This is a genomic window from Cupriavidus sp. NPDC089707, assembly GCF_044748965.1.
GTDB lineage: Bacteria > Pseudomonadota > Gammaproteobacteria > Burkholderiales > Burkholderiaceae > Cupriavidus.
In genome coordinates this window covers 1-16,581 of sequence record NZ_JBIVHB010000002.1, presented here as the reverse complement: position 1 = coordinate 16,581, position 16,581 = coordinate 1, and the positions used below count along the sequence as shown (strand labels likewise).

At 66.2% G+C, this 16,581-nt stretch carries 14 protein-coding genes; 8 read left to right on the top strand and 6 right to left on the bottom strand.

The features are described 5' to 3' along the window. Positions 1–63: 63 nt before the first annotated feature. The 7 genes from ACIP1U_RS03440 to ACIP1U_RS03410 all read left to right on the top strand — a co-directional run bounded on the left by ACIP1U_RS03440 (position 64) and on the right by ACIP1U_RS03410 (position 8,024). On the top strand, positions 64–1,602 hold the full coding sequence (locus tag ACIP1U_RS03440; RefSeq protein ID WP_400311815.1) for a PLP-dependent aminotransferase family protein: 1,539 nt from the start codon (positions 64–66) through the stop codon (positions 1,600–1,602). A 126-nt stretch (positions 1,603–1,728) separates the two neighbouring features. Beyond that, a complete protein-coding gene (gene htpG / locus ACIP1U_RS03435) occupies positions 1,729–3,633 on the top strand; it encodes a molecular chaperone HtpG (RefSeq protein ID WP_400311813.1) in 1,905 nt (634 codons plus the stop codon). 202 nt (positions 3,634–3,835) lie between these two features. Next, positions 3,836–4,339 (top strand): DNA-deoxyinosine glycosylase, encoded by a 504-nt coding sequence (locus ACIP1U_RS03430; RefSeq protein ID WP_400311811.1) that lies wholly within the window; start codon positions 3,836–3,838, stop codon positions 4,337–4,339. Positions 4,340–4,555: 216 nt separating this feature from the next. Next, positions 4,556–4,993 carry a universal stress protein gene (locus ACIP1U_RS03425; RefSeq protein WP_400311808.1) on the top strand — a complete coding sequence of 146 codons (438 nt, stop codon included), beginning with the start codon at positions 4,556–4,558 and terminating at the stop codon, positions 4,991–4,993. A gap of 127 nt (positions 4,994–5,120) precedes the next feature. Continuing rightward, entirely contained in the window at positions 5,121–6,251 is a 1,131-nt protein-coding gene (locus ACIP1U_RS03420) for a PLP-dependent cysteine synthase family protein (protein WP_400311805.1), read from the top strand. Between the two features lie 101 nt (positions 6,252–6,352). Further along, complete coding sequence (locus ACIP1U_RS03415) at positions 6,353–7,105, top strand: tetratricopeptide repeat protein (protein WP_400311803.1); 753 nt, start codon at positions 6,353–6,355, stop codon at positions 7,103–7,105. 34 nt (positions 7,106–7,139) lie between these two features. Then, positions 7,140–8,024 (top strand): spermidine synthase, encoded by an 885-nt coding sequence (locus tag ACIP1U_RS03410; protein ID WP_400311800.1) that lies wholly within the window; start codon positions 7,140–7,142, stop codon positions 8,022–8,024. 256 nt (positions 8,025–8,280) lie between these two features. On the opposite strand, the gene ACIP1U_RS03405 is transcribed toward ACIP1U_RS03410, so the two are convergent. Then, positions 8,281–9,909 carry an ABC transporter substrate-binding protein gene (locus ACIP1U_RS03405; protein WP_400311797.1) on the bottom strand — a complete coding sequence of 543 codons (1,629 nt, stop codon included), beginning with the start codon at positions 9,907–9,909 and terminating at the stop codon, positions 8,281–8,283. Between the two features lie 137 nt (positions 9,910–10,046). Between ACIP1U_RS03405 and ACIP1U_RS03400 the strand changes: the two genes are divergently transcribed. Continuing rightward, positions 10,047–10,733, top strand: coding sequence for a tRNA (guanine(46)-N(7))-methyltransferase TrmB (locus ACIP1U_RS03400; RefSeq protein ID WP_400311795.1), 687 nt, complete (start codon positions 10,047–10,049; stop codon positions 10,731–10,733). 77 nt (positions 10,734–10,810) lie between these two features. Here the strand turns inward: ACIP1U_RS03400 and ACIP1U_RS03395 are convergent, their stop codons facing one another. The 5 genes from ACIP1U_RS03395 to ACIP1U_RS03375 all read right to left on the bottom strand — a co-directional run. Then, positions 10,811–12,013: a DUF2863 family protein gene (locus ACIP1U_RS03395; RefSeq protein ID WP_400311793.1), complete on the bottom strand. Its 1,203-nt coding sequence runs from the start codon at positions 12,011–12,013 to the stop codon at positions 10,811–10,813. 107 nt (positions 12,014–12,120) lie between these two features. Continuing rightward, positions 12,121–12,270 carry a hypothetical protein gene (locus tag ACIP1U_RS03390; RefSeq protein WP_400311791.1) on the bottom strand — a complete coding sequence of 50 codons (150 nt, stop codon included), beginning with the start codon at positions 12,268–12,270 and terminating at the stop codon, positions 12,121–12,123. Between the two features lie 228 nt (positions 12,271–12,498). After that, a complete protein-coding gene (gene acnA / locus ACIP1U_RS03385; RefSeq protein ID WP_400311789.1) occupies positions 12,499–15,216 on the bottom strand; it encodes an aconitate hydratase AcnA in 2,718 nt (905 codons plus the stop codon). A 292-nt stretch (positions 15,217–15,508) separates the two neighbouring features. Further along, a complete protein-coding gene (locus ACIP1U_RS03380; protein WP_400311786.1) occupies positions 15,509–16,081 on the bottom strand; it encodes a hypothetical protein in 573 nt (190 codons plus the stop codon). Positions 16,082–16,248: 167 nt separating this feature from the next. Next, on the bottom strand, positions 16,249–16,581 hold a 333-nt coding region (locus tag ACIP1U_RS03375), incomplete at its 5' end, for a citrate/2-methylcitrate synthase (RefSeq protein ID WP_400311784.1).

The window sequence follows — 16,581 nt, the reverse complement described above, 5'->3', positions numbered from 1 at the left end:
GTAGTCGGTACAGTACCGGTACAGTTCTGCGGATCGTCTTCAGTACAGTTGCAGGAGCAGCACATGGATGCGAACACCCGGGACGCGGACGCCACCGCCGCGAACCCCCAGCAGCATAGCGGAAGCGGCGCGCGCGGCACCTCCGCTCAAGCCGGCGGGCGCCCGCTGCGGCTGGTGTTGCCGCCCACCGAGCGCCTGCCCGACCCGATCCCGTCGGCGCAGATGACCCTGGTCGAGCAATTGACCGAATGGGCTCGCATGCGCATCGACGAACGTGTGTTCCGCGCCGGCATGCGCATGCCGTCGATCCGCCAGCTGGCGCAGGAAAAAGGCATCTCGCGCTTTACCGTGGTCGAGGCCTATGAGCGGCTGGTAGCGCTGGGCTACCTGGAATCGCGCCGGGGCTCGGGCTTCTACGTGCGCGAGCGCGCGCCGGCCGCCCCCGCGGCGCCGGTGTCGTCCAATGTGGCCGAGTCGCGCAATATCGACGTCACCTGGCTGCTGCGCAGCATGTTCCATACCGCCGAGGCACACAAGGCGCCGGGGCTGGGCTTCCTGCCCAACGAGTGGCTCGATGGCGAGCTGATCGCCAGCGCGCTGCGCGGGCTGGGACGCCAGCCGGGCAACCATTTCCTGGCCAGCGGCACGCCGCAGGGCTTCCTGCCGCTGCGCCAGCAGCTGCGCACCCGGCTGGAGGAGCTGGAGATCCGCGCCGGCGCCGAGCAGATCGTTCTGACCTCCGGCATCACCCAGGCGCTCGACCTGATCGCCCGGCTCTACCTGCAGCCCGGCGACGCCGTGCTGGTGGGCGACCCGGCGTGGTTCGTGATGTTCGCCCGCTTTGCCGCGCAGGGCGCGCAGGTGATCGGCGTGCCGTACACCGCCGAGGGGCCGGACCTGGAGGCACTGGAGCGCATCGTGCAGGCGCGGCGGCCCAGGCTGTTCGTGATCAACTCGGTGCTGCACAACCCGACCGGTACCTCGCTGTCCGCCGCCAAGGCCTTCCAGCTGCTGAAGATGGCCGAGCAGTACGACTTCCTGATCGTGGAGGACGATATCTACTGCGACCTGTGCCCGCCCGGCCACGCCGCCACCCGGCTGGCCAGCCTGGACCAGTTGCGCCGGGTGATCTACCTGGGGAGCTTTTCCAAGACGCTGGCGGCCAACCTGCGCGTGGGCTTTATCGCCGCGCCCCCGGACATGGCATCGGCGCTGACCGACAGCAAGCTGCTGGCGGGCCTGGCCTCGCCCGAGATCAACGAGCGGGTGCTGTACAAGGTGCTGACAGAGGGGCATTACCGCAAGCATGTCGAGCGCGTGCGCACCCGGCTGGACCGCGCCCGCGACGAAACCCGGCGCGAGCTGGAGCGGCTGGGCCTGCGTCTCTTCCCGGGCCAGCACGCCGGTATGTACCTGTGGGCCGATACCGGCCGCGATACCAACGCGATTGCCACCGCCGGGCATGAAGAGGGCTACCTGTTCGCCCCCGGCAGCCTGTTCTCGCCGTCGCAGATGCCGTCGGGATGGATGCGCTTCAATGTCGCGAGCAGCGGCGACCCGGACATGCTGCGCTTCCTCGCGCGCCAACTGGAACGGCTCTGAGCCGCCTCGTTACATCCCCCGGGCCTTGAAAAATGGCCCGGGCGGCCCTATTTCTGGCGGCACCGGCCCCCGACGGCCACCCGACCATCCCAGATTCGCCTGTTTTCGAGATTCAAAAGGAGAACCATGACCGCACCGCACGAGACGATGAGCTTCCAGGCGGAAGTGAAGCAACTGCTGCACCTGATGATCCACTCGCTGTACAGCAACAAGGAAATCTTCCTGCGCGAGCTGGTCTCGAATGCTTCGGACGCCACTGACAAGCTGCGCTTCGAGGCGATCGCGAATCCCTCGCTGCTGGAAAACGACGCCGACCTGGCCATCCGCATTGAGGCCGATGCGCAGGCGCGCACGCTGAAGATCACCGACAACGGCATCGGCATGAGCCGCGACGAGGCGATCCGCAACCTGGGCACCATCGCGCGCTCGGGCACGAAGGAATTCTTCCAGCAGCTGTCCGGCGACCAGCAGAAGGACGCCGCGCTGATCGGCCAGTTCGGCGTGGGCTTCTACTCGGCATTCATTGTTGCCGACAAGGTCACGGTGGAAACCCGCCGCGCCGGCGTGGGCGCCGAGGAAGCCGTGCGCTGGGAAAGCACCGGCGACGGCGAGTTCAGCGTCGACGCGATCTCGCGCGCCGAGCGCGGCACCGCCATCACGCTGCACCTGCGCGAGGGCGAGGATGATTTCCTCTCGGCCTGGCGCCTGAAGGGCATCATCCAGAAATACTCGGACCACATCTCGCTGCCGATCCGCATGCCCAAGGAAGTGTGGGACGCCGAAGCCAGCAGCTACAAGCGCACCGACGAGTGGGAAAGCGTCAACCAGGCCAGCGCGCTGTGGACCCGCAACAAATCCGACATCACCGACGAGCAGTACATCGCGTTCTACCAGCACATTGCCCACCACGACAGCGAGGAACCGCTGGCCTGGACGCACAACCGCGTCGAAGGCCGCAGCGAATACACCCAGCTGCTGTACATCCCCGCGCGCGCGCCGTTCGACCTGTGGGACCGCAACCACAAGGCCGGCCTGAAGCTGTACGTCAAGCGCGTTTTCATCATGGACGACGCCGATCAGCTGCTGCCGGGCTACCTGCGCTGGGTCAAGGGCGTGGTCGATTCGGCCGACCTGCCGCTGAACGTGTCGCGCGAACTGCTGCAGGAAAGCCGCGACGTCAAGGCGATCCGCGAGGGCTGCACCAAGCGCGTGCTGTCGATGCTCGAATCGCTGGCCGACAGTGAAGACGAAGCCGAACGCGCCAAGTACGACACCTTCTGGCAGCAGTTCGGCCAGGCGCTGAAGGAAGGCGCCGGCGAGGACCAGGCCAACCAGGAGCGCGTGGCCAGGCTGCTGCGCTTTGCGTCGACGCACAACGACACCGCGGAGCAGAACGTGGCGCTGGCCGCCTATGTCGGCCGCATGAAGGAAGGCCAGGACAAGATCTACTACGTCACGGCCGATACCTGGTCCGCAGGCAAGAACAGCCCGCACCTGGAAGTATTCCGCAAGAAGGGCATCGAAGTCCTGCTCCTGACCGACCGCGTCGATGAATGGATGCTGTCGTTCCTGCGCGAATTCGATGGCAAGGAACTGGTGTCGGTGGCGCGCGGCGACCTCGACCTGGGCAAGCTGGCCGACGAAGCCGAGAAGGCCGAGCAGGAGAAGGCCGAGGCCGACTGGAAGGACGTGGTCGAGCGCGCCAAGACCGTGCTGGCCGGCAAGGCCAAGGACGTGCGCGTGACGCTGCGCCTGACGGAATCGGCATCGTGCCTGGTGTCGGACGAGGGCGACATGAGCGGCTACCTGCAGCGTCTGCTCAAGCAGGCCGGCCAGAAGGCGCCGGACGCCCAGCCGATCCTGGAACTGAACCCGGAGCACGCGCTGGTCAAGAAGCTGCGCGACCTGCCGGAGGGCGATGCCTTCAGCGATCGCCTGCAGGTGCTGTTCGACCAGGCGCTGCTGGCCGAAGGCGGCATGCTGGAAGATCCGGCGGCCTACGTGCAGCGCGTGAACAAGCTGCTGGCCTGAGGGCGCGACTGTCTTGCTCCCCTCTCCCGCGCGCGGGAGAGGGGTCGGGGGAGAGGGCCAGCGCCTGGCAAGCACGCTGACGTCTCACTTCGTGGACACACCGGCCCTCTCCCCCGCCCCTCTCCCATAAATGGGAGAGGGGAGACCACCATCGCAGTTTTTGCTCTTCCAGCGGCCCCAGCGAGGCTTCCGCGCTCTTGCCATGCCCGACACCACGCCCCCGCAGTCCGACCTCCGCCAGGGCCTGCCCCCTGTCATCGATTCCCACACCCGCGTGCTGGTGCTGGGCAGCTTTCCCGGTGCCGCCTCGCTTGCCGCGCGCCAGTATTACGCCCATCCCCGCAACCAGTTCTGGCCGCTGATGGCCGCGCTCACCGGCGAACCGATGCCGGCGCTGCCGTATGCCGAACGGCTGGTGCGGCTGCTGGCGCATCGCATCGGCGTCTGGGACGTACTTGGCGCGTGCATGCGCGAAGGCAGCCTGGACAGCAATATCCGCTATCCACAGGCCAACGATTTCACGCGGCTGCGCCAGTTGGCGCCGACGCTCGAGCGCGTCGGCTTCAACGGTGGCACATCCGGGCGTTTCGCGCCGCAGTTTGCCGCGCAAGGCTATCAGACGGTGGTGCTGCCTTCGTCCAGTCCCGCGCACGCCGCGCGCAGTTTCGAGCAGAAGCTTGCGCTGTGGCGTGCCTTGGTGGCGTAGTCCGGCTCGCCCTCCGCCCCCTCGGCTTTGGTACCTGGCACGTGTGCTGTATCCCTTATTGCCGCCTGCCATGGCGCCCTATACTGCAATCGAGTGACGAATCATTCGAAACCGGGGGTATCGGTCGCTCCTTGTCGTGCGCCTTGCGGTTCACACTTTCGGCCGCAACGCGATGACGTATCGAAAGTGAGCGCAATAGCGAGCAAGGAGTCAATCATGTTCAAGCATCTCCTGCTGGCGGTCGATGGCTCCGAGCTGTCCGAATCGGCATTCCGCAAGGCGATCGTGCTGGCGCGGGAAACGGGGGCGCAGATCACCGCGGTGCGCGTCTGTCCGAACTACCACGTGCTGACCTACCAGGTCGAAATGCTGCAGGACACGCGCGAGACCTACGTGAAGCAGGCGTGGGAAGATGCCACCCGCTACCTGCGCGGCCTGGCCGACGAGGCCGGCTCCGCAGGCGTGCAGTGCGATACCGCGTATGCTGTCAACGACCATCCCTACGAAGCCATCATCAAGGCCGCCGAAGAAAAGGACTGCGACCTGATCGTGATGGCCTCGCACGGGCGACGCGGGGTCCAGGGGTTGCTGATCGGCAGCGAGACCCTGAAGGTGCTGACGCACAGCAAGATCCCGGTGCTGGTCTACCGGTAAGCTTGCGGTCTTGCCGTCAGCCGCCGGCTTGCGGGCTGGCGGCGGGGCTGTATTTTTGCCGGCCGTGGTCGCTTCTGGCATGCTGACGGCCTGTCCCAATGCCCGGCCACCGTGGCCGCAAGCCCTCATGCCACTTTCCGACTGGACCCATGAAGCCATCCGCAAGATCGAGGCGGATTTCAACCGCTCCGCGGACACCCACCTGATCCCGCTGGATTTGCCGGGCTACCCCGACATCCGTGTCTACTTCAAGGACGAATCCAGCCACCCGACCGGCAGCCTGAAGCACCGGCTGGCGCGCTCGCTGTTCCTGTATGCGCTGTGCAATGGCTGGCTCCGTGAAGGCAGCACGGTGGTGGAAGCCTCCAGCGGCTCAACCGCGATTTCCGAGGCGTATTTCGCCAGGCTGCTGGGGCTGCCGTTCGTGGCGGTGATCCCGGCGGGCACCTCGCGCGCCAAGGTCGAGGCGATCGAGTTCTATGGCGGGCGCTGCCACCTTGTCGACAGCCCGTCGGAGATCTATGCCGCATCGCACCGCATCGCGCAGGAAACCGGCGGCCATTTCATGGACCAGTTCACCTACGCCGAGCGCGCTACCGACTGGCGCGCCAACAACAATATTGCCGAGTCCATCTTCAAGCAGATGGCGGAGGAGGAGCACCCGGTACCGGCCTGGCTGGTGTCCAGCGGCGGCACCGGCGGCACCATTGCCACGCTCGGCCGCTACGTTGCCTATCGCCGCCACAAGACGCGCGTGCTGTGCGCCGATCCGGAGAATTCGGTGTTCTTCGATTATTTCCGCAGCTGCCTGGCGGGCAAGCCGGAGCCGGACCTGTCGCTGCCAACCGGCTCGCGCATTGAGGGCATCGGCCGGCCGCGCGTGGAGCGCTCGTTCATCCCCAGTTGCATCGACACCATGCTGAAGGTGCCCGATGCGCTGTCGTTCGCCGCCATGCGCTACCTGGCCAGGCGCTTCGGCCGCCGCGTCGGCGGCTCTACCGGCACCAACTTCGTCGGCGTGCTGTACCTGGCGCAGCAGATGCTGGCGGCAGGGCAGGCCGGTGCCATCGTCGCGCTGCTGTGCGACAGCGGCGATCGCTATGGCAATACCTATTACGACGAAGACTGGTATGCCGAGCAGCGCATTGCCATCGACGCCGCCGATGCGCTGGTGGCGCGCGCGGTGAAGGGTGAATCGGTGCTTACGCCGCAGGTGGTGGCGGGGCTGCAGCCGGCCGGCGCGGGCATTCCGAGCTGAATGCAGGGGAATCGCGCCGCCGCCTTTCTGTCAAAATGCCGGCGGCCAGCGCATTGGCGCTGATCTTTGCTCCACTGATGACCCCATAGGGTGACTTATCCATGCGTATCTTCGGTATCAGCATCCATATCATCGTTGCGTTGTTCTTCGCCGTGCATGCGGTGCGCACGCACCAGAACATGTACTGGCTGCTGATCCTGTTCCTGTTCCCGGGGCTGGGCAGCCTGGTCTACTTTTTTGCCATCTTCCTGCCGGAGCTGCGCCAGTCGCGCGGCGCGCGCGTGGCCACGCGCGCTATCTCGCAACTGGTCGACCCCAACCGCGCGGTGCGCGAGGCCCGCACCGACTTTGACCGGGCACCGACCGTGGCGCACCGCATGCGCCTGGGCGCCGCGTTGCTCGAAGCCGGCGAGCCGGGCGAGGCGCTGCAGCACTACCAGGCCGCGGCCAACGGCCCGTTCGCGTCCGATCCGGCGCTGCTGCAGGGGCTGGCCCAGGCGCAGTTCGCCACCGGCGACGCGCCCGCCGCGCTGGCGACGCTGGAAAAGCTTTTCGCCGCCAGCCCGCATGCGCGCCAGCAGCCCGACCCCGCCTTGCTGTATGCTCGCGCGCTGGCTGCTACCGGCGCGCCAGGCACGCGTGCCGCGTTCGAGCAGGCACTGACCAGCGCCAGCGATGTCGCGGCGCGCTGCCTGTTCGCCGACTGGCTGGCAATGCAGCCCGCTGCCGCCGACCGCGAACGCGCGCGCGAACTCTATGCCGAAATCGTCCACGACGCCCGCCACTGGCCGCGCCATGCCCGCGAACACAACCGCGAGTGGCTGCAGCGCGCGCAAGCGGCGCTGGGCAAGTAAGGCGCCTGCCGGCGGCCGAGTATTTCTCGACTATATGACTCTACTGAAACGCAAATCGATTGAAGCCGTGGCCTCGCGCCGTCCGGCACGTGGCAACCGCAACCGTGGCCAGGCGCCAGGCTCTGGCACGGCCCGCGAAGAAAAACGCATGACGCCGCGCTTTGCGCCGGTGACCTTCTCGGAGCTGGACGGCGTGCGCTACCTGCATTTCGGCACGGAGTGGGTGCAGGGCGCGATGCGCCTGCGCAAGCCGGATGCGATCGAGCTGGAATACGCGCAGCAGATGATGGCCTGGCTGCTGTTCCTGTCGCCCTCGGTGGATGAGTTCCACGTGGTGCAGCTCGGTCTCGGGGCGGCGGCGCTGACCAAGTTCTGCCACCGCCAGTTCAGCCGCGCGCGCGTGACCGCGGTCGAGCTGAACCCGGCGGTGATCATTGCCGGGCGCAGCATGTTCGGCCTGCGCCAGGACGACGCGCGCCTGACCGTGCGCGAGCAGGACGCGTGGGACTACGTGATGGACGGCACCCACGCCGATGCCATCGACGTACTGCAGGTGGACCTGTACGACGCCACCGCGCGCGGCCCGGTGCTCGACACCACCGCGTTCTACCGCGCCTGCCGCCGCACGCTGAGGGCCCCGGGCGTGATGACCATCAACCTGTTCGGCGACCACGACAGCTTCCCGAAGAATATCGAGCGCATTTGCGATGCCTTCGATAACCGGGTGCTGGTGTTTCCCGAGGTGCATGACGGCAACGTCATCGCGATGGCGTTCAACGGTCCGGAGATCGATGTGGCGTGGGAAGTGCTGGAAGCGCGTGCCGACGTGGTCGAGAGCACCACCGGGCTACCGGCGCGGGACTGGGTGCAGAAGCTGCGCGCGGCGAATGCGCGGCAGGAAGACCGGTTGAGGATCTAAGCGGAAACGCAAAAAGAGGAGAGCGGTGTTGGGTGTGCCAAGCCCCGCCCGAACTCGCCTAAGCAAGGTGTTCTCCCTCTCCCCTCAGCGGGAGAGGGTTGGGGAGAGGGGTGGTCTAGCTAGGCACCACAACAAGCAAGGCCAACGGTTTAAAACCCACGGGCGTCAGCCTTTGACACTCCGGCCCTCTCCCCCGGCCTCTCTCCCGCAAGCGGGAGAGGGGAGCACACCGCGGGCCGATGACGGGCCGCCGTTCTCACTCCTTGTGGAAAAACTGCGCCAACGACCACTCGTCCGTCCGCGCCTCATACTTCAGTCCGTTCTTCATTGCCCACATCGCCAGCTGGCTGTGCGACGGAATGATCGCGTGGTCGGCCAGCGCAAACTTTGCCGCCGTGCGCGCGTTCTCTTCGCGCGCTTTCTCGCTGGAAACGGTGGTCAGCGATTTCTCGATCAACTGGTCAAGCTGCGGATTGCTGTACTTGCCCCAGTTCCACGTACCGTACCCCGTCTTGGGATTCGGCGTGCCCGTGATCGAGCGCAGCGCCACATCTGCCGCCGCCGAACCCCACCCCAGCATCTGGAAGGCAAAGTCGCCCTGCCGTGCGCGCGTGAAGTAGGCCGCCACCGGCATGGTCTCGACCTTGGTCTGGATGCCGATGCGCGTCAGCATGCTGGCGGTGGCCTGCGCCACCGCGGCGTCGTTCAGGTAGCGGTTGTTGGTGGCGTGCAGCGTCAGCCCGAAGCCGTCCGGGTAGCCCGCGGCGGCAAGCAGCTTTTTGGCGCCTTCCAGGTCATAGGCTTCGGGTTTGGTGCCCGGATGCCCGAAGATCTGCGGCGACACGATCGACGACGCCGGCACCGCCAGCCCCTCCATGATGCGGTTGACGATGGCGTCGCGGTTCAGCGACTTGCTGATCGCGGCACGCACGCGCGCGTCCTTGAACGGGTTCTTGCCCAGCGGCTTGCCGGCCTTGTCGGTGACGAAGGGCGGGTTGTCGCGTGACTGGTCCATTTGCCAGAAGATGGTGCGCCACGATACCTGCTGCTCGATCTTGAACCTCGGGTTCTGCTTGAGCTTGGCCACGTCGGCTGACGGCACGCTCTCGATCACGTCGACGTCGCCGGCTAGCAGTGCGGCGCTGCGCGCACCGTTGTCGGTGATGATGCGGAACACGGCGCGGTCCCACTCCGGCCTGGGCCCCCAGTAGTTGGGATTGCGTTCCATCACGATTTCCTGCCCGCGCGCGAAGCGCACGAACTTGAACGGTCCGGTGCCGATCATGGCCTTGCCCGAGTCGAAATCGGCCTGCGTCAGCGTGGCGGCAACCTTCTTCGGCATGATCGGCACGCTGTTCAGATCGTTGGCCAGGTTGGCGTAGTTGGGCACGCTCATGGTCAGGCGCACCGTCAGCGGATCGGGCGTGTCGATGCGGGCGATCGGCTTGGTGTAGCTGGTGAACGAGCCGGGGCTGTTGGTCAGCTTGTCCGGGCGCTCCAGCGACGCCTTGACGTCTTCGCTGGTGAAGGGCGATCCGTCGTGCCACTTCACGTTGGGGCGCAGCTTGATTTCCCAGGTGATGGCATTGACCGGCTTCCACGACAGCGCCAGGCCGGGGATATAGCGGGCGTTCTTGTCCATGAACACCAGCGACTCGAAGACATGCAGCGCGATCGCATTGTTGGGGCCGGAATTGTTCCAGTGCGGGTCCATCGAGGTGACGTCGGCGGCCAGCCCGATGCGCAGGTCCTCGGCATGGGCGGCGCCGGCCGGCACCAGCGTGAAGGCGGTGCTGGCCAGTACCAGCGCGGCGGTAGCGTGGAGCAGCCTGTGGGACACGGCCTGGCGGACGGGCTGGCGGGGCGTGGCGGTTGTCGATGGCATGGGTCTGGCTCCTCGTACGGGTCCGGTGCTTGCGGACGGGTTCTCAGGCGGTTTGTCCCGCATTGTGCCGCTAAAGTGACATGGTTGCAGCGTCCGATGTAAAGCTGCCGGCTTTGGCGGACTTTGGCGCCGGTAGAATGGAGGCCATGTTTGCCAATTCCCGCACCATCGTCTCGGCGCAGTCCGATGTCCACGAACACCTGGCCGAGCGTGTCGCGCGCCACCTGGCCGAGCCGTTCCGCAAACCCATCGGCGAAGCCAGCCGTCTCGCGCTGAGCATAGCGCTCGACAAGTGGCAGCAGGCTGGCGGCGCGCCGCTGATCCTGGATGCCGGCTGCGGCGTGGGCGAAAGCACGCTGCGCCTGGCGACGTCATTTCCGGATCACTATGTGATCGGCGTCGATCAGTCAGAAAAGCGCCTGGCCGCTGGCAAGGACTGGTGGGGCGATGCTCCGATGCCGGCCAATTTCTGCTGGGCTCGGGCCGATCTGGTCGATGTCTGGCGCATGCTGCAGGCCGACGCGGTGCCGGTGGCGCGCCACTACGTGCTGTACCCGAACCCGTGGCCAAAGATCGGCCACCTGGGGAGGCGCTGGCAGGGCCATGCGGTGTTCCCGGCGCTGGCAGCGTGTGGCGATTACCTGGAGTGCCGCAGCAACTGGCAGGTCTATATCGACGAGTTCGCGCAGGCGCTGGCGCTGGTGGGGCGTCCGGCGCAGGTGGTCGAGCCCTGGCAGCCGGCGCAGGCGATGACGCCCTTCGAGCGCAAGTACGCGGCATCGGGGCATGGGCTCTGGCGCTGCGTCAGCCAGCGCGGCGCCTGAAGACTGCCAAAAAACAAGAACGGCCCACGATGTGGGCCGTTTGCTTGCGTGGGCGGCAATAACTTAGTGGAACAGCGTCAGTGGAACAGCGGCTGCTGCGTGGGCGCGTCTTCCGGCAGCTCCGCATGCACGATCTCGCCATTGCGGTCGGCATACAGCGGTGTGCCGCAGTCCTCGCAATATTCCGGATCGAACAGCGCCGCGTGGCGGAAGATGTCTTCCACGCCGGCATTGCGCAGTTCTTCGCAGATCTGTTCGAGCGGATTGCCTTTCTCGTCGGCATCGACTTCGCCGGCTTCGCGGCCATAGACCGGCCAGACAATGCCGTAGATGACGTCCTTCTCGCCGCGCATGGTGAAGCCGACGCGGTATTCCTCAACCACTTCCTCGCCGAACGCGGCCACCACTGCGGCCAGCTGGCCGGCGGAGATATCCAGCGTGCCGGCCAGGTAGTTGACGGCGGCGCGCACCGTCAGCGGGCGGATGCTCTTGTCGGATTCGCGGCACGAGAGGAAGAAGGCGTCAGGCAGCAGCAGCTCGAACTCGCAGCCCGGCAGCAGCAGCGCCACTGACGGCTGGACCTGGCTGCGCCATTGCTCCAGGCACACCGAGCGCTCGGCGTGGTGCTCCTTGGCGTCTTCCTGCCAACGGAACAGCGCCTGCTCGTGCGGGGCCACCACCACGGCCAGCAGGTAGCGCGGGTCGGCCAGGATCGGCGCGGTCTCGGGCAGGTCGCGCAGGTCGACCTTGGGCACCGAGCCGGCCAGCGCGGCCGCGGCCAGCTTGTGTGTCAGCGCAAACGTGTCGCTGTGCGTGCGCGGCAACTGGTCGATGCTGTACAGGTACGGCGACAGCGCCACCTTGGTATCGGAAGCCAGCACATGTGCCTGCAAGTGCACGGCCAGTGTCTGGGCCAGTTCCGGCTTGAGCGCGCCGGAGGGAATGGCGTAGCGCGTGTGCGCCAGGATCGGCGCGGCGATCAGCAGCGCGTCGTAGCGCTGGCCATCGACTTCGATGGTGGCCGATTCGGCCAGCGTCTCGGCCTGCTCGGCCAGCACGTCGGAGGCGTCGGCGTTGTGCTTGAACAGGTGCTCCAGCGCCGCGTCCAGCGCGGTCTGGCTACCGTTCTTCAACAGGCGGCCCAGGCGCTGCGAGAGTCGCCGTTCCCAGTAGCCATCCTCCATGCGGCTGCCCGATGCGTCGAGGGCGAGCGCATCGGCCACCAACCGCTCGGCGTCGGGCGAAAGACGTGGGGAAGCCTTGGGGCGAAAACCTGCCATAGAAAGAAACCGTCCGTTTATACGTAAAACGGTATTCTACTCGTTGCGTTGACAAGCGGCCGCACGATGCGGCGCGCGCTTGCCCTTGGCGAGGCCGAAGAATCGATTTATTTCTGTTCGCTGGCCGCCGGCGCCGCCGGTGCGTGGGTCTCGATGCCGTGCTGCTCGCCGGCAATCGACACGTCGCTGCCGCCCTTGGTCAGCAGGTAGAGGGCCGCGCCGGCAACGACGATGAAAGCGATGATGATCTTTGCCATGTTGTCTCCAGTGTCTGTCTGAAGCGGGGTGGTCCCGCCTCTGGGTCATTGCGACCGCTGTTCTTTGGGACACAGTGTGGCAGTACTGGCTTGCGTGGAACTTACACGCGCGCGTGACGGCGCAGGGTGATTCCGGGGCCGCACCGCGTCCGCCATGACAAACGCCGCCTGCCGCGGCTCCCACATGTGGGGCCGGCAGGCAGCGTTTGCTGGTGCGAACCGCAGGCGTCAGGCGGCCAGCAGCTGGCGCAACACGAAGGGCAGGATGCCGCCGTGGTTGTAGTAGTCGACCTCGATCGGCGTATCGATGCGCAGCAGCACCGGCACGCGCTGCACGTCGCCATTCGCGCGCTTGATCACCAGCACCAGGTCCTGCTGCGGCTTGAGGTCGCCGGGGTTGTCCAGGCCTGTGCCTTCGATGTCGAAGGTCTCGTTGCCGGTGATGCCGAGCGTCTGCGCGCTGTCGCTGCCCTTGAACTGCAGCGGCAGCACGCCCATGCCGACCAGGTTGGAGCGGTGGATCCGCTCGAAGCTGCGCGCCACCACGGCCTTCACGCCCAGCAACTGCGTGCCCTTGGCCGCCCAGTCGCGCGACGAGCCGGTGCCGTACTCCTCGCCGCCGAAGACCACCGTGGGCGTGCCCTCGGCGACGTACTTCATGGCTGCGTCATAGATCGACATCTGCTCGCCGGTGGGCTGGTGGATGGTGATGCCGCCTTCCACGCGCGCGCCGTCCGACTTGGGCGGGATCATCAGGTTCTTGATGCGCACGTTGGCAAAGGTGCCGCGCATCATCACCTCATGGTTGCCGCGGCGAGAGCCGTAACTGTTGAAGTCGGCCTTGAGCACGCCATGCTCCTGCAGGTACTTGCCCGCGGGCGAGGTGTCCTTGATCGAGCCGGCCGGCGAGATATGGTCGGTGGTCACCGAATCGCCAAAGATACCCAGCACGCGCGCGCCGCGCACGCTGGCCGAAGCGCCTGACGGCTCCAGGCTGAAGTCCTGGAAGAAGGGCGGCTCGGCGATGTAGGTCGACTTGGGCCAGTCGTAGACCTGGCCCTTGGTGCCCTGGATCGCGCCCCACAGCTTGCTCGGCTTCTTGACCTGCTCGTAGTTGCCCTTGAAGGTCTTGGCGTCCATCGCGAACTTCATCAGCGCGTGGATTTCTTCCGAAGTCGGCCAGATGTCGCCCAGCCAGATGTCGCGGCCGCCCTTGCCCTTGCCGACCGGTTCGGTCATCAGGTCGCGCATGACATTGCCGGCGATGGCGTAGGCCACCACCAGCGGCGGCGAAGCCAGGAAGTTGGCGCGGATGTTCGGGTGGATGCGCGCCTCGAAATTGCGGTTGCCGGACAGCACCGCGGCCGCCACCAGGTCGTTCTGGAGGATGGCCTCGTTCAGCTCGGGCGTCAGGTCGCCGGCATTGCCGATGCAGGTGGTGCAGCCGTAGGCGGTCACGCCGAAACCCAGCTTCTCCAGGTACGGCAGCAGGCCCGCGGCCTTCAGGTATTCGGTGACCACGCGGCTGCCCGGCGCCAGCGAGGTCTTGATGTGCGGCGCCACTTCCAGCCCGGCTTCCACCGCCTTCCTGGCCAGCAGGCCGGCCGCCAGCAGCACGCTCGGGTTGGAGGTGTTGGTGCACGAGGTGATCGCGGCGATCAGCACGTCGCCATTCTTCACTTCAATGCCGTTGCTGGTGCTGTAGGGCTGGTCCAGCTCGGCCGGATCCTTGTTGAAGCCGTTCTCGGCCACCGGCTTGCTGAACAGCGACGCGAAGGTGCTCTTGACGTTGCCGATCTCGATGCGGTCCTGCGGGCGCTTCGGCCCGGCCAGCGACGGCGCCACCGTGGACAGGTCCAGCTTCAGCGTCTTGCTGAAGTCGATGTCGCCCGCCTGGGGGACGCCGAACATCTGCTGGGCGCGGAAGTAGCCTTCAAAGGCGTCGATTTCCTCGTCGGTGCGGCCGGTGCCGCGGAAGTAATCGATGGTCTTTTCGTCGACCGGGAAGAAGCCCATGGTGGCACCGTACTCCGGCGCCATGTTGCCGATGGTGGCGCGATCCGGCACTGACAGGCTGGCGGTGCCTTCGCCGAAGAACTCGACGAACTTGCCGACCACCTTCTCCTTGCGCAGCATCTCGGTGATGGTCAGCACCAGGTCGGTGGCGGTGACGCCTTCGCGCAGGCGGCCGGTCAGCTCCACACCGACCACGTCCGGCGTCAGGAAGTACACCGGCTGGCCCAGCATGCCGGCCTCGGCCTCGATGCCGCCGACGCCCCAGCCGACTACGCCGATACCGTTGATCATGGTGGTGTGCGAGTCGGTGCCGACCAGCGTGTCAGGGTAGTAGACCCCATTCTTCCTGTGCACGCCGCGCGCCAGGTACTCCAGGTTGACCTGGTGCACGATGCCGAAGCCCGGCTGCACTACGCCAAAGGTGTCGAAGGCTTGCATGCCCCACTTCATGAACTGGTAGCGCTCGTTGTTGCGCTTGAATTCCAGCTGCATGTTCAGGTCCAGCGCCTTTTTCTCGCGGAAATGGTCGACCTGCACCGAGTGGTCGACGACCAGGTCGACCGGCACCAGCGGCTCGATCTTCTTGGGGTCCTGGCCCATCTTCTCGGCGACGTTGCGCATCGCGGCCAGGTCGGCCAGCAGCGGTACGCCGGTGAAGTCCTGCAGCACCACGCGCGCCACGACGAACGGGATCTCGTCGACACGCTCGGCATTCGGTTTCCAGCTGGCGAGCTGCTTGACGTGTTCTTCGGTAACTTTCTTGCCGTCGCAGTTGCGCAGCACGGCTTCCAGCACGATGCGGATCGATACCGGCAGGCGCCCGATGTCCAGGTCCAGTTCTTGCGCCAGTTGCGGCAGGGAATAGAACTGGCCCTTGCCGGAAGCGCCGATCTTGAATTCTTTTAGCGTGTTTTTGAGGTTATGGGGCATTGCCGTACTCCGATCGAAGAATGATGCGATGGCATTTGGCTCGGACCTCTGAAACTGGAATCAGACCCCGGTGCGCTGCCGCGGCATATGACCGCGGTCCGAGGTCGGCAGCGCACTGCAACTGCATACTCTAACCGCCGCGCGGCTTTGCCGCCACCCGGTCTCGATCGGCCGGGCCCCGGCCATGCCTTATTGCGGCGTGACAGCGCGCCCCCCGGCGGATTGGCCGCCTGCAAAGGCAAAAGGGTGCCGGCGGCCGGAATTCAGGCGGCCGCCGGCACCCTGTACGGATTTACTGCTTCGGTGCCGCGGTCTGCTGAGTCGCGTCAGGCTGCTGCGGCTGGATCGTCGGGCCGCCCGGGGGCGTGACCAGCAACGGGGCGGTGACCGGGGCGCGCAGGCCGCCGGCCTGGGTCGGGGCCGCGGCGCCTGCCTGCATGGCGGCGCTCTGGCAGTCGTCGGCCAGGCGCTGGCCCAGGTTCTTGTTGAACAGCATGGCCTTGCTCGGGATCACCACCAGATCCAGGCCGGTGCGGGCGTCGTAGTAACGGTCGGCACCGGTCACGGTGGCCTGGCGCGGTAGCTTGTAGTCGCGGCCTTGCCAGTGCACGGTCAGCACTTCGTCGCGCAGCATGTCGCCCGAGACATAGATGCTGTTGCCCAATTCGCATTGCCACTTTTCACCGGTCGGGGTGACAGCGGCGGCGGCGCCGGCAGCGGCGGCGGTGCCAGCTGCCGCCTTTTTCTTGGTCGAGGACTTCTTCTTCGTGGTCGTGGTCTTCTTGGCCGGCTCCTGCGCCATCACGGCGGTGGCGGTAGTCAGGCTGAACGCGCCGATGCAGGCGGCAAGTACGAGATGTTTCATTTTGTGAGTGCCTCTCGGATTCTGAAATCTGGTCTGTTTGTCGTTCGTCGCCGTCACCTCGGGCGGCGGCTGGGATGAAAGTCTGCCGCTATTCTCTACGATTTGCCTGAGCCCGCGAAGTGCGCTGGCCTTTGGTTACATAATCGGGGTGTCCGGTTAGTCCGGGTTCACTTACGCTTGCCGATCGGCACGAATTTGAGGTTTTCGGGGCCCACGTAGTTGGCGCTCGGGCGGATGATCTTGTTGTCGATGCGTTGCTCGATGATGTGCGCAGCCCAGCCCGAAGTGCGCGCGATCACAAAGAGCGGCGTGAACATTGCCGTCGGCACGCCCATCATGTGGTAGCTCACCGCGCTGAACCAGTCCAGGTTCGGGAACATCTTCTTGATGTCCCACATCACGGTTTCCAGGCGCTCGGCGATGTCGAACATCTTCAGCGAGCCGGCGTCCTTCGACAGCTTCTTCGCCACTTCCTTGATCACCTGGTTACGCGGGTCGCC

Bases quoted from the DNA above. Each gene is read 5' to 3' on its own strand.
- ACIP1U_RS03440 (WP_400311815.1), top strand. From the start codon at position 64: ATGGATGCGAACACCCGGGACGCGGACGCCACCGCCGCGAACCCCCAG.
- htpG (WP_400311813.1), top strand. From the start codon at position 1,729: ATGACCGCACCGCACGAGACGATGAGCTTCCAGGCGGAAGTGAAGCAA.
- ACIP1U_RS03430 (WP_400311811.1), top strand. From the start codon at position 3,836: ATGCCCGACACCACGCCCCCGCAGTCCGACCTCCGCCAGGGCCTGCCC.
- ACIP1U_RS03425 (WP_400311808.1), top strand. From the start codon at position 4,556: ATGTTCAAGCATCTCCTGCTGGCGGTCGATGGCTCCGAGCTGTCCGAA.
- ACIP1U_RS03420 (WP_400311805.1), top strand. From the start codon at position 5,121: ATGCCACTTTCCGACTGGACCCATGAAGCCATCCGCAAGATCGAGGCG.
- ACIP1U_RS03415 (WP_400311803.1), top strand. From the start codon at position 6,353: ATGCGTATCTTCGGTATCAGCATCCATATCATCGTTGCGTTGTTCTTC.
- ACIP1U_RS03410 (WP_400311800.1), top strand. From the start codon at position 7,140: ATGACTCTACTGAAACGCAAATCGATTGAAGCCGTGGCCTCGCGCCGT.
- ACIP1U_RS03405 (WP_400311797.1), bottom strand. From the start codon at position 9,909: ATGCCATCGACAACCGCCACGCCCCGCCAGCCCGTCCGCCAGGCCGTG.
- ACIP1U_RS03400 (WP_400311795.1), top strand. From the start codon at position 10,047: ATGGAGGCCATGTTTGCCAATTCCCGCACCATCGTCTCGGCGCAGTCC.
- ACIP1U_RS03395 (WP_400311793.1), bottom strand. From the start codon at position 12,013: ATGGCAGGTTTTCGCCCCAAGGCTTCCCCACGTCTTTCGCCCGACGCC.
- ACIP1U_RS03390 (WP_400311791.1), bottom strand. From the start codon at position 12,270: ATGGCAAAGATCATCATCGCTTTCATCGTCGTTGCCGGCGCGGCCCTC.
- acnA (WP_400311789.1), bottom strand. From the start codon at position 15,216: ATGCCCCATAACCTCAAAAACACGCTAAAAGAATTCAAGATCGGCGCT.
- ACIP1U_RS03380 (WP_400311786.1), bottom strand. From the start codon at position 16,081: ATGAAACATCTCGTACTTGCCGCCTGCATCGGCGCGTTCAGCCTGACT.